The 11,719-nt window shown below is 63.1% G+C and carries 11 protein-coding genes, 1 pseudogene and 1 riboswitch; of the genes and pseudogenes, 4 read left to right on the forward strand and 8 right to left on the reverse strand.

Going from position 1 to position 11,719, the window contains the following annotated elements:
- The first annotated feature begins 56 nt into the window (after positions 1-56).
- Positions 57-1,052 carry a sterol desaturase family protein gene (locus LB519_RS30140; RefSeq protein ID WP_032809851.1) on the forward strand — a complete coding sequence of 332 codons (996 nt, stop codon included), beginning with the start codon at positions 57-59 and terminating at the stop codon, positions 1,050-1,052.
- Complete coding sequence (locus LB519_RS30145; protein ID WP_013532787.1) at positions 1,049-2,200, forward strand: GNAT family N-acetyltransferase; 1,152 nt, start codon at positions 1,049-1,051, stop codon at positions 2,198-2,200. The genes LB519_RS30140 and LB519_RS30145 overlap by 4 nt, the downstream gene beginning before the upstream one ends.
- Positions 2,201-2,288: 88 nt before the next feature.
- Here the strand turns inward: LB519_RS30145 and LB519_RS30150 are convergent, their stop codons facing one another.
- The 6 genes from LB519_RS30150 to LB519_RS30175 form a co-directional block, all read right to left on the reverse strand.
- Positions 2,289-2,582, reverse strand: coding sequence for a hypothetical protein (locus LB519_RS30150; RefSeq protein WP_027164153.1), 294 nt, complete (start codon positions 2,580-2,582; stop codon positions 2,289-2,291).
- Positions 2,583-2,730: 148 nt separating this feature from the next.
- Positions 2,731-4,644: a 1-deoxy-D-xylulose-5-phosphate synthase gene (gene dxs, locus LB519_RS30155; protein WP_024503605.1), complete on the reverse strand. Its 1,914-nt coding sequence runs from the start codon at positions 4,642-4,644 to the stop codon at positions 2,731-2,733.
- A gap of 142 nt (positions 4,645-4,786) precedes the next feature.
- A complete protein-coding gene (locus LB519_RS30160; RefSeq protein WP_063167672.1) occupies positions 4,787-5,707 on the reverse strand; it encodes a pirin family protein in 921 nt (306 codons plus the stop codon).
- A 39-nt stretch (positions 5,708-5,746) separates the two neighbouring features.
- The gene (locus LB519_RS30165) at positions 5,747-6,013 is read right to left on the reverse strand and encodes a DUF2277 domain-containing protein (protein WP_013532791.1); all 267 of its coding nucleotides are present in this window, start codon (positions 6,011-6,013) and stop codon (positions 5,747-5,749) included.
- 110 nt (positions 6,014-6,123) lie between these two features.
- Positions 6,124-6,375: an exodeoxyribonuclease VII small subunit gene (locus LB519_RS30170; protein WP_013532792.1), complete on the reverse strand. Its 252-nt coding sequence runs from the start codon at positions 6,373-6,375 to the stop codon at positions 6,124-6,126.
- A gap of 3 nt (positions 6,376-6,378) precedes the next feature.
- Complete coding sequence (locus LB519_RS30175; protein WP_063167671.1) at positions 6,379-7,305, reverse strand: histone deacetylase family protein; 927 nt, start codon at positions 7,303-7,305, stop codon at positions 6,379-6,381.
- Positions 7,306-7,426: 121 nt separating this feature from the next.
- Positions 7,427-7,607, forward strand: a riboswitch (cobalamin riboswitch).
- Positions 7,608-7,717: 110 nt separating this feature from the next.
- On the opposite strand from LB519_RS30175, the pseudogene bluB reads away from it, so the two are divergent.
- A pseudogene (gene bluB, locus LB519_RS30180) lies at positions 7,718-8,335 on the forward strand (5,6-dimethylbenzimidazole synthase); the annotation flags it as partial.
- 122 nt (positions 8,336-8,457) lie between these two features.
- Here the strand turns inward: bluB and LB519_RS30185 are convergent.
- A complete protein-coding gene (locus LB519_RS30185; protein ID WP_063167669.1) occupies positions 8,458-9,441 on the reverse strand; it encodes a hypothetical protein in 984 nt (327 codons plus the stop codon).
- A gap of 287 nt (positions 9,442-9,728) precedes the next feature.
- Positions 9,729-10,337 (reverse strand): TetR/AcrR family transcriptional regulator, encoded by a 609-nt coding sequence (locus LB519_RS30190; RefSeq protein WP_064995135.1) that lies wholly within the window; start codon positions 10,335-10,337, stop codon positions 9,729-9,731.
- A 120-nt stretch (positions 10,338-10,457) separates the two neighbouring features.
- Between LB519_RS30190 and LB519_RS30195 the strand changes: the two genes are divergently transcribed.
- Entirely contained in the window at positions 10,458-11,681 is a 1,224-nt protein-coding gene (locus LB519_RS30195; RefSeq protein ID WP_224621858.1) for an MFS transporter, read from the forward strand.
- The last annotated feature ends 38 nt before the right edge of the window (positions 11,682-11,719 follow it).

Below are 11,719 nucleotides of genomic sequence, written 5' to 3' on the forward strand. Positions count from 1 at the left end.
CAATGTTATGACCGCGACGACCGGAAAACCCGGATGGAGAGGCGGCAACTTTGGAAATGGCCAGCGACATCGTCTACAAGGTTCTTGACCGGATTTCCGGCGCCGGCCTGCTGGCGACCGGACTTCTGTTGCTGACTGCTTTGGCCAGTGCCCTGGTCGCCTATTGGCGCACGGTCGAGAAAAAGAGCTGGAAAGAGTTCTTCGAGTTCGCGGTCCCGCATGAGGTCATCACGCATCCTTCGGCGAAAGCCGACCTTTTGTTCTGGGTGACGCGGAAGGCGCTGATGCCATTCCTCATGCTGCCCGCCGGCGTCGTCTTCGTCAGCGCCGTCGGCTATGCGACGAACTGGTTGCTCTCCACGCTGCTGGCAATCCAGCCGCCTCTGATCGAGGGGCCGGCGGGGCCTGTGACGGTGACGATCTTCACCCTCACCATGCTGCTTGCCTACGACATTTCGTACTATCTCTATCATGTCGCCCAGCACCGCTACCCGGTGCTCTGGGAACTGCACAAGGTGCACCATTCGGCCGAGGTGATGGTCGGCATCACCAAGGATCGCGTCCACCCGCTCGACGAATTGATGAACCGGGCCTGGGACGGCGTCATTCCCGGCATCTGCTTCGGCATCTGGTCGCTGGTGTCGCTGAACCTGGTTGAACTGACGGTCTTCGGCGTCAACGTCTACATCATACGCAACATCCTGATGATGGATTTCGTCAGGCACACGCATTTCAAGATCTCGTTTGGGCCGTTGAACAATCTGATCCTGTGCCCACACTGGCATCAGTTGCACCACAGCACCGACCCGCGCCATTACGACAAGAACTTCGGGCTGCTCTTCTCGTTTTGGGATCGGCTCTTCGGAACTCTGTGCGTTCCGAGACCCGACGAGGACTTCAAATTCGGTTTGATCGAACGCAACGTGCGCGACTACCAGTCGCTCGCAGGCCTCTATGTCATGCCGCTGCAGCGGATGTGGCGGCAGATCGCCAGACATTTCCGCGCCGACAAGCCCGAGCCACAGCAATCGCCGCAGGGGGGCAAGCCATGAACGGACCGGCCGTGTTCCGGATGCAGCAAGCGCACCGGATCGAAATTGCAACCTCGCCAGAGCGACTGGCAGAAATCGCGCCCGCCTGGGCAGCGCTCTGGCAACGCGCCGGCGGCCTCGTTTTCCAGCATCCCGACTGGATATCGGCCTGGTGGCACACCACACCGCATCAGGACCGCCGCGGCCTCAGGATCGGCCTGGTCTGGAGCGGCGAGCGCCTCGAGGCGGTCATTGCGCTCGCGACCTTCTGGCGCTCGGGCATCCGTATGCTGGAATGGGCGGCGAAGGATCACTGCGACTATGGAGATGTCCTGCTTGCTCCCGATGCAGAGCCACAGATCCTGCCGCAACTCTGGCAACATATCCTCGACGATGGCGGCTTCGATCTTGCGTATCTCAATCGGCTGTTGCCCGATGCTCGATTCCGGACCCTGCTTGGTCCCGCCGCCCCAGGCCAGGGCAGCATTTTGCAGCCGAGCCACCGCAGCGAGGTCAGCTACCGAGTTTCCAGCGCCGGACAACGCGGCGCACAATGGTTTGAAAGCCAGTCGAAGAAAACCCGGCAAAACTATCGCCGTGGTTACAAATTCATGGAGGAAGGCGGCGCGCTGCGTTTCCGCCTGATGGATGCGCACGAAGCCCGCGAGCCGGTGCTGGAACGCGTCGCCGCGCTGAAACGGCTATGGCTCGCAAAACACGGCCGCGTCTCGGACCTGTTCGACGAAGGTTCCCCCGCGCTGCCGGCACTGATCTCGGTTCTGGCCGGGCTTGGGTTGCTGCGCATTTTCGTGCTCGAACGCGAAGACGAGATCATCGCCATATCGATCAATTTCGAGCAGCATGGAACGATGATGGCTTTCGTCACCACCTATGATCCGGCCTTCGAACGGGCCTCGCCGGGCATGGTCTTGATGATGGATTACATCCAGTGGTCGTTCGACAGGGGCTTGACCACGATCGATTTTCTCTGCGGCGGCGAGGATTTCAAGCGCCGCTTTGCGACGCATTCGGTGATCTTGTCGTCAGTGGTGGGTGGACGAAACCTGCGCGGACGCCTTGCCGCCCTGGCAGACCGCGCCCGCCACGCGGCGCAATCCTGGCGCCCCGAGAAACCGGCGCAACAAGCGGAGCTGGTGGCGGCGGAGTAGCAGTGCCGACGCCTTTAGATCACCCGCACAGCGGCAAAGCACGATGAAACGATCGGGCAATCCCGATCAGGGCTTGCTGGTCTCTAGCTCAGAATACGCTTCGCGAAACCGGGCGCTCGACGGCCGGAGACAACCCATCCGCACGCCCTCCCGACGCTTGCTCGCGTGAAGGCTCGATGGCAACCGCAGGTGCGGGAACGGGGGCCGGCAGAACCACCAGTTGCGGCACCTGCTTGAAGGAAAAGCCGCCGCGGATGTCGCCCATCTTGCCGGCGACGATGCCCATGGCCGCCTTTTCGAGGCTGCGATCATAGCGCGTTTCGGCTGTGGCCGGCGCGACGACGACGCCGCAAAGCGCTGCGCCCCACAGAAGCGTTTTCATTGTTGCTGTCTCCCTGCCTGATCACGATCTAGCAGGGCGCCGTTGAAAAACGGCCAAGAGACACGGTAAGCAAAGCGCCAAACGGCAGCGTAAACAACGCGTTAAGAACGTTGGCCGGCAAACTGATTCAAGTCACTGAGACTTTGATTCAGGCGCGCTGGGCGCGAACCGTATGCCCGAGCGCGACGAACACGGTGCGCACGATGCCGGCAGCATCGAGCCCGGCATCGGCATACATCTTTTCCGGCTTGGCGTGGTCGGTAAACACGTCGGGCAGCACCAGCGGGCGCACCTTCAGGCCGCTTTCCAGCAGGCCTTCATGGGCGAGGAACTGCAGCACATGGCTGGCGAAGCCGCCGACGGCGCCCTCCTCCACCGTCACCAGAACCTCATGCGAGCGGGCCAGCCGCCGGATCAGATCCTCGTCGAGCGGCTTGGCGAAACGGGCGTCGGCGACCGTGGTGGAAAGCCCGGCAGCCCCTAGCTCCTCGGCGGCGATCAGGCAATCCTGCAGCCGTGTGCCGAAGGACAGCAATGCTACCTTGGTGCCCTCCCTGACGATGCGGCCCTTGCCGATTTCGAGCACGGAGCCACGCTCCGGCATGTCGACGCCAACGCCATTGCCGCGCGGATAGCGAAAGGCGATCGGGCCGTCATCATAGCTTGCCGCGGTGCGTACCATGTGGCGCAGCTCCGCCTCGTCGGCCGCCGCCATCACCACGAAGCCCGGCAGTGTCGCCAGGAAGGTGGTGTCGAAGGCGCCGCAATGGGTGGCGCCATCGGCGCCGACGAAGCCGGCGCGGTCGATGGGAAAGCGCACCGGTAATTTCTGGATGGCGACGTCGTGGACGACCTGGTCGTAGGCGCGCTGCAGGAAGGTGGAATAGATGGCCGCGAACGGCTTGTAGCCTTCGGTGGCGAGGCCGGCGGCGAAGGTGACCGCGTGCTGTTCGGCGATGCCGACATCGAAGGTCCTCGACGGGAACGCTTCGCCGAACAGGTCGAGGCCGGTACCGCTCGGCATGGCTGCGGTGACGGCGACGATGCGGTCGTCCTCGCGGCCCTCCTGGACCAGGCTTTCGGCGAACACCTTGGTGTAGGCCGGTGCGTTGGCCGGCGCCTTGGCCTGCGCGCCGGTGATGACGTCGAACTTGTTGACGCCGTGATATTTGTCGGCGGCGGCTTCCGCCGGCGCATAGCCCTTGCCCTTCTGGGTGACGACATGGATGAGCACCGGGCCTTCGCCATTGTCTCGGACATTTTTCAGGACCGGGATCAGATGCTCCAGATTGTGGCCGTCGATCGGGCCGATGTGATAGAAGCCGAGTTCCTCGAACAGCGTGCCGCCGGTGACGTAGCCGCGTGCATGCTCGACCGCCCTTGTGATCGCACGATCCGCACGCTTGCCGAGATAAGACGTCAGTTTTTTGCCGAAATCGCGCAGGCCGATATAGGCCTTGCCGGAGGCCAGCCGCGCCAGATAGGCGCTCATGGCGCCGGTTGGCGGCGCGATCGACATGTCGTTGTCGTTGAGAATGACGATCAGCCGTGCATCGAGCGCGCCGGCATTGTTCATCGCCTCGTAGGCCATGCCGGCAGACATGGCGCCGTCGCCGATGACGGCGATGACATTGTTGCGGCCGCCGGAGAGATCGCGGGCCGCGGCCATGCCGAGGCCGGCCGATATCGATGTCGAGGAGTGGGCAGCGCCGAATGGATCGTACTCGCTCTCGGCGCGGCGGGTGAAGCCGGATAGGCCGCCTTCCTGGCGCAGCGTGCGGATACGGTCGCGGCGGCCGGTCAGGATCTTGTGCGGATAGGCCTGGTGGCCGACATCCCAGATCAGCCGGTCGTCCGGGGTGTTGAAGACATAGTGCAGCGCCACCGTCAGCTCGACCACGCCAAGGCCGGCGCCCAGATGACCACCCGTGCGGGATACCGCGTCGACCAGTTCGGCGCGAAGCTCGGACGCCAGTTGCGGCAGCTCACTCTCGGCAAGCATGCGCAGGTCGGCCGGGATGCGGGCCTTGTCGAGAAGCGGCGTATGCGGCGTTGCGTTCACGGTGCTCAGGCTTTCGGTTGATGGGCGAAATAGGCCGCCGGCCGGCGAAAGTAAATGCGTGTCAGTGACGCGGATCAGACTGTGGTCTTTTGCTTCTATGCAGGTCGTTTCCCCAAAACCGGGCCACTTTGGGCGACAGGCATCAGCTTTCCGGCAGCGGAATGAACTCTTCCTCGTCTCCTGGAACGATGTCGAAGCGGCCTGTCTTCCATTCCTCTTTCGCCTGTTCGATACGCTCTTTCGACGACGAGACGAAATTCCACCAGATGTAACGCTTCGAACCAAGAGAGGCGCCGCCGAACAGCATGAAATGCGCCCCGGTCTGCGACGACACGACGATCTCGTCACCGGGACGGAAGACCAGCAGCCGTTCGGCTGGGAACACATCGCCCGAAATCGAGACCTCGCCTTCCAGCGTGTAAATGGCGCGCTCTTCCGCATCGGCAGGGATTTTCACGCTGGCGCCGGGCGCCAGGCGCAGGTCGGCGTAGAGCGTCTCCGAATCGGCCCTGACCGGGGACCGTAATCCTTGGAAATCGCCGATGATGAGGCGCCCGTTGACGCCTTCGGCATCAATCTCGGGAAGCCTGAGCGCTCCTGTGTTCTCGAACACAGGAGCCACCTCTTCCTTGTCGTCCGGCAGCGCCAGCCATGTCTGCAGGCCGGATACCGACATCGGCGCGCCACGCAGTTCCTCCGGCGTACGCTCCGAATGGACGATGCCGCGGCCGGCGGTCATCAAATTCACGTCGCCGGGCTGAATGACCATTTCGGTGCCGAGGGAGTCGCGGTGCCGGATCTTGCCGTCGAACAGATAGGTGACCGTCGACAGTCCGATATGCGGATGCGGACGGACGTCCAGCGCCTGGCCGGCCCGCAGGATCGCGGGACCCATGCGGTCGAAGAAGATGAACGGACCGACCAACCGCCTTTTTGCCGTTGGCAGGGCACGGCGCACCTGAAAACCACCGATGTCCTTGGCGTTCGGAATGACCATCAATTCGATCTGATCGCTGGCGAACGCATCGCCCACCTCAGGGTCTTTCCCGGGGAAGAAGCTCATGGACTCTCCTTGTCGGTGGTCGAAGGCCGCCTGGCCGCATCAGGCAAAGCGGATGGCCGCCTTTGCCCGCAGCTTGGCCGCCACCTCTTCGCGATTGCGCGGATGCTGATGGGTTTCCAGGGAATCGAGCAGTTCGCGCGCCGAGGCCGCGATGGCGTCGACGGCATGATCGAAGGCGTGCTGGTTCTGCTTCGAGGGTCGCGTCGTTCCGCTCAGCTTGCGGACGAACTGAAGGGCCGCGTCGCGCACCTCGTCATTGGTTGCCGGCGGATCAAAATTGAACAGGGTCTTGATGTTTCTGCACATCGCTTCCGTATCTCCTCTTGTCCTTGAGCTGTTTCAATCGCAACGAGTTATAGCCTCGATCATGATCATGTCCAAAAACCGGTGAGGCGAGGCCATCGTTCGGACCGGCCTCAATCCGCGTCGAGGGGCTCCGTTCCAACCGGCTTGCCGTCGCGCGACAGCCTGATCTTCTCGACCTTGTCCTCGGCGGCCTTCAGCAGCCGGTCGCAATGCGCCTTCAGCGCCTCGCCACGTTCATAGATCCTGATCGACTGGTCGAGCGGCACGTCGCCACGCTCCAGATCATCGACGATCTTCTCCAGCGCATCGAGTGCCTGCTCGAAGCTCATCGCCTTGACGTCTTCGTTGGTCTCACCAGCCATCATTCATCCTTTCATCAGTCGCCCGACATGGGCGGCGACCGAAAATGCCAATCCCTGCAGATCGTAGCCGCCCTCGAGCAGGCTTACGAGCCGGTTGCCGCTGTGGCGTGCCGCGCGCTGCATCAACTGGCCGGTCGCCCAATCGAAATCATCCTCGGTCAGATTGATCTCGGCCAGCGGATCGCGGTGGTGCGCGTCGAACCCGGCCGAAATGATGATCAGGTCGGGCGCGAAATTGTCGAGCGCGGGCAGGACGCGCGACAGGAAGGCATCGCGAAACACTTCGCTGCCGGTCTGCGGCGCCAGCGGTGCGTTGACGATGTTGCCGGCGCCCGTTTCGGTCTTCGCTCCGGTGCCGGGATAAAGCGGCATCTGGTGTGTCGAGCAATAGAGCACCGAGGGATCGTCCCAGAAAATATCCTGCGTGCCATTGCCGTGATGCACGTCCCAGTCGACGATGGCAACGCGCTCGACACCGTGTTTCTTCTGCGCATAACGCGCCGCGATCGCCGCCGTGTTGAACAGGCAGAAGCCCATGGCCGTGGTCTTTTCGGCATGATGGCCGGGCGGCCGGGCGGCGACGAAGACGTTGTCGGCGCGGCCCGAAAAGACATCATCGACGGCGGCGTTGGCGGCGCCGATCGCGGTGATCGCCGCTTGCCAGCTCTTCGGACTGGCAGTGGTGTCGGCATCGATGCGGGCAATCCCCTCGTCGGGAATGGCGGCGCGCACGCGGGCGACGAAATCGGCGGGATGCGCGTAGAGGATGGTGGCCTCGTCGCCTTCCGGCGCCTGGATACGATCGAGCCCGGCAAAGGCTTCCTCATCGAGCACGCGCTCGATGGCACGCAGGCGGTCGGGCCGCTCGGGATGTCCGGGCGGCGTGAGATGCTCGAGGAAGATCGGATGCGTGTAGAGACGGGTGGTCATCGTCCTAATCTAGTGACCCGGATCGACAAAGGCCATGCACGGCCGGCCGATGACTGGGGAAAATCGCGCCTGCGTCCATTCGTGTCGCCGCAGGCATTGGCCTCGCCGGCGCTTCGGCGTAAAGTCCTTGGCACTGCCTGGTGCCCGCCGCAAGCGGGAGAATCGGGAACACGGTTGAATTCCGTGGCGTGCCCAACGCTGTGAGGGGGACCGCGCCGGTAAATGCCACTGTCGATGACGGGAAGGCACCGGACGCGGGTTGATCCCAAGCCAGAAGACCGGCCTGGCAGGCATCGTCATCCGCATGGTCAGGCGGATGACATCAGAGCGACGTGCGTCCATTTGGACGCACAACGTACGCTCTGACCGTTTTGAATCTGCAATCGCAAGGGGACAAGCGATGCCGGAACATATGACCGCTGCCATTGACGATGGATTTGACCAGAATGCGCGCGATGCGGTCTATCGCGCCATGTTCACGCGGCGCGACGTGCGCAGCCATTTCCTGCCCACCGCGATCGATGACGACGTGCTGGCGCGGCTGCTGCTTGCCGCCCATCACGCGCCATCGGTCGGCTTCATGCAGCCATGGAATTTCATTGTCATTCGTGACATCGAGCGACGCGAAAGGGTGCGCGACCTGTTCCTGGCCGCGCGCGAGCAGGAACTGCCGGCGATCGAGGCGGAAAAACAGGCGCTGTACCGCAAGCTCAAGCTGGAAGGCATCTGCGAAAGCGCGCTCAACATCTGCATCACTTGCGACCGGCAGCGCTCGAAAGGTTCGCCGCTGGGACGCTGGCACAATCCGGAGATGGATCTCTACAGCACCGTCTGCGCAGTGCAGAATTTCTGGCTGGCCTCGCGTGCCGAGGGCGTTGGCGTCGGCTGGGTGAGCATCATCGAGGCTGAGGCGCTGAAGCGGCTGTTGGCCATTCCGGATCACGTAACGCCAATCGCCTATCTCTGCGTCGGCCGTGTTTCCGAGTTCGCTTCCAAACCGGACCTTGAAACGCATGGTTGGGGACGGCGGCTGCCGCTGCCGGAACTGATCATGAGCGAGACGTTTTCCGGGCAAGGCGAGACACAGCTGAAGTCCACCGTGGCGCGCCTCAACACCGTTTCTGCCTCACCAGACACCACCTGCCCGGCCGATCAGGGTGTGGCGCCGGCCGTACCCCAGCGCGAACCGCCGAAGGAGGCGAGCGCCTTGTCCTTGAGCTCCCTGAACTTCGACGACGCCTCGGCCAACCGGGCGTCCCAGGCCGGATCCGGCACCTGGCCCGCGATGGTCTTGAAATAGACCTGCATCAGGCAAGCGATGGCGAAAGGCTCGATGAAGGCCGCCTTGAATGCCCAGGCGAAGACGATGGCGAGCACGAAGGCCCAGCCGGCGAGCTGGCCGGGCATCAGGAACAGAATGGCGCCGGCAGGCGCCAGCATCATCAGAAAGATGACGAACGACACGCCCCACATGATGACCGCCAGCCAGACGGCGTTCTTGACCATGACCTTGCCGTTCTGGGCATAGAGCACGACGCCTTGGCGCGCCGTCTCGAAGGGTGAGGCTGAATTGATGCGGATGTTGTAGCCGAGGATGATCTCGTCGACATAGGTCAGCGACAGGCGGATCACCGTGTTGATGAAGGAGACCAGGCCGCTCAGGCCCGGTATCGGCAGGAAGGCGGCGATACCGCCGAGCAGGCCGGTGATGGCGCGGATGGCACCCTTGACGAGTTGGTCGACGACGAAAAGGATATTGGCCTCGGCAAAACGCTGGGTGACGACATCCCTGGCGTAGGCGATCTGGTCCTGACCGCCGGGAATGTCGCGGCCGTCGATCAGATGAACCATGACGGCGATGTGGCCGGCCTTGACGATATAGAGGATGTATTCGCGGATCCAGTAGACCGCGATCGAGACGATGCCAAACCCGACCACGCCGCCCCACAGGGCAAAGGACATGGGCCCGTCGGGATCGGTGGAGATATGGCCGACACCATAGCCGACCGAGGCACCGGTGCCGGTCGCCATGATGTAGGCCAGCGTGATGCCGAAATAGACGATCATACGAAAGACGATGAACGGCCAGGTCCGCATCATGATGGACACCGACCGGCCGATCTCGAAATCCCACATGTGCCCCGAATCTCCGCCTCAGAGATGGTGGAAGAGGATGAACTCAACCCGACGATTGTCAATTGCCGGCCCTAGCACCACAGGGCGACGAATTCTGGGCAACGGTTTTCTTTCGCAGCCTTTCGCCGGCGCATTGTCTGACGGAGCATCAAACGAAAAACCCGCCTGTGCGGCGGGTCACCGGCGCAAATCAGCACCATGGACGAATATGTACCTTAGCTGAGGGCAGGCGTCAAGAAAAAATTCCTATCGGGAACAGCTGCCGGCACGAAGCTCCGGTGGGAACTTCAATTCGACTGCGGATCCGGCTTCTTGAGCAGGCCTTCGAGCAGTTGCTTGAACGCCGTCACCACCTTCTTGGACGTCGCTTCGGGGTCGCTCGAATTGGCGATCCGTTGCGCTGCCTGGCTGCTCGCTCCGTTGATCAGTCGCGAGGCCGTCTCGGGGTCGAGGCTCGAGACAACGACCCCCTCCTCCTGCAGCGCGGTCAGATGGTCGGTCATTGACACGATGCACGCACTGGCATTCGGCCATTGCGCTGGATCCCCCAGCACGGCCGGGCCATCCCGGAACATGATGCGCTGGATTTCCGGCTCCAGCGCCATCTCGATATAGGTCGAGCACTCGTCGACGAAATGCTGCCAGCGGGTCGGCGCTCTCGATGCGACCTCATTGATGCGCGCCGCCATCTCGCCGTCGATCTGGGCTATGACCGCCTGCAGCAGCCCCTTCTTGTCGCCGAAATGATGATAGAGCGCGCCGCGCGTCAGCCCGGCCGAAGCGGTGAAATCATCCATCGAGGCTTCCGCATAGCCTGTTGTGCCGAAGGCATGGCGGGCCGCCGCGATCAGCTTTGCGCGCGTCTCGGCGATCATCTCCTTGCGGGGTCTGTGCATGGCTTCTGGCCCTATTCACATACGTAACGTATGCCAATTGACATACGCGGCGTATGCTCTATTTAACAATCATACGCTTCGTATGTAATTGCCGAATCGTCCTTTGTCGAGGAACCACCCATGCAAAATCCCTATTCGGAAATCTTTCGTGCCCCCGGAGCCAAGGGCTTTGCGGCCGCCGGATTCATGGCGCGCCTGCCGATCGCCATGGCGCCCATCGGCATCGTGGCGATGCTGTCGCAGACGCGTGGCGAATACTGGCTGGCCGGAGCCGTCTCGGCAACATACGCGCTGGCCAACGCTTTCGTTGCGCCGCAGATATCCAGACTGGTGGACCGCCTGGGCCAGACACGGATCGTCGTGCCCACCACCATCGTCGCGGTGCTGGCTTTCGCCGTCCTGATAGCGGCGGCCAACCAGGACTGGCCGGTGTGGACGCTGTTCGTGTCGGCCCTACTGGCCGCGGCCATGCCAAGCATGCCGGCGATGGTGCGGGCGCGCTGGACAGAGATTTTCCGCGGACGGCCGCAGATGAACACCGCATTCGCCTTCGAGTCCGCGGCCGATGAACTGGTCTATATCGCCGGGGCATCGCTATCGGTCGGTCTCAGTGCTGCCCTGTTCCCGGAAGCCGGCGTTCTGGTGAGCACATTATTTCTCGCATTCGGATCAGCGGCCTTCATCCTGCAACGCTCGACGGAGCCGCAAGTGCGGCCGGTGGACCATGGCTCAAGCGGCTCGGCGATCCGCCTGCGGCCGGTTCAGATCATCACCTTCGCCCTGATCTTCATCGGCGCGACCTTCGCGACGACGGAAGTCAGCACCGTGGCGATTACCAAGGAGCTTGGCCAGCCCGGCGCCGCCAGCCTTGTCATCGGCGTTTACGCGCTGGGATCGTTCGTGCTCGGCATCATCGTCGGCGCGCTCAGCCTGAAGGCGCCGCTGCAACGCCAGTTGGCCATCGCGGTCGCCCTCGTCGCGCTCGGCACGCTGTTGCCGCTCACCGCCGACACCGTGCCACTGCTGGCGCTGACCGTGTTCATCAGCGGCGTGGCGATCTCGCCGACCTTCATCACCGCCTTCGGCCTGATCGAGCGGCATGTGCCGGAGGCGATGCTGACCGAAGGCATTACCTGGGTCATGACCGGCATCGGCATCGGCATGGCGCTCGGCTCGTTCGCGGCCGGCGCGGTGGTCGATGCGTTCGGTGCCCAGAACGGGTTCTGGGTCTCTGTGGCTTCAGGCATGATCGCGCTGGCCACGGTGCTGCTTGGCCAGCGCAGCCTTGCCACGGCTGAGTGCGAGATGGACGGATGCGAAGCAGCCGCGATTGCTGCGGAATAGTTCCGGCGCGCCCGGGGCCTTAGGCCGGGCGCGCCGCG

The sequence above is a fragment of the Mesorhizobium sp. AD1-1 genome (genome assembly GCF_020164655.1).
Lineage (GTDB): Bacteria > Pseudomonadota > Alphaproteobacteria > Rhizobiales > Rhizobiaceae > Mesorhizobium > Mesorhizobium ciceri.

Coding starts and splice junctions, on each gene's coding strand:
- LB519_RS30140 (WP_032809851.1), top strand. CDS start 57: ATGGCCAGCGACATCGTCTACAAGGTTCTTGACCGGATTTCCGGCGCC.
- LB519_RS30145 (WP_013532787.1), top strand. CDS start 1,049: ATGAACGGACCGGCCGTGTTCCGGATGCAGCAAGCGCACCGGATCGAA.
- LB519_RS30150 (WP_027164153.1), bottom strand. CDS start 2,582: ATGAAAACGCTTCTGTGGGGCGCAGCGCTTTGCGGCGTCGTCGTCGCG.
- LB519_RS30160 (WP_063167672.1), bottom strand. CDS start 5,707: ATGAGCTTCTTCCCCGGGAAAGACCCTGAGGTGGGCGATGCGTTCGCC.
- LB519_RS30165 (WP_013532791.1), bottom strand. CDS start 6,013: ATGTGCAGAAACATCAAGACCCTGTTCAATTTTGATCCGCCGGCAACC.
- LB519_RS30170 (WP_013532792.1), bottom strand. CDS start 6,375: ATGGCTGGTGAGACCAACGAAGACGTCAAGGCGATGAGCTTCGAGCAG.
- LB519_RS30175 (WP_063167671.1), bottom strand. CDS start 7,305: ATGACCACCCGTCTCTACACGCATCCGATCTTCCTCGAGCATCTCACG.
- LB519_RS30185 (WP_063167669.1), bottom strand. CDS start 9,441: ATGTGGGATTTCGAGATCGGCCGGTCGGTGTCCATCATGATGCGGACC.
- LB519_RS30190 (WP_064995135.1), bottom strand. CDS start 10,337: ATGCACAGACCCCGCAAGGAGATGATCGCCGAGACGCGCGCAAAGCTG.
- LB519_RS30195 (WP_224621858.1), top strand. CDS start 10,458: ATGCAAAATCCCTATTCGGAAATCTTTCGTGCCCCCGGAGCCAAGGGC.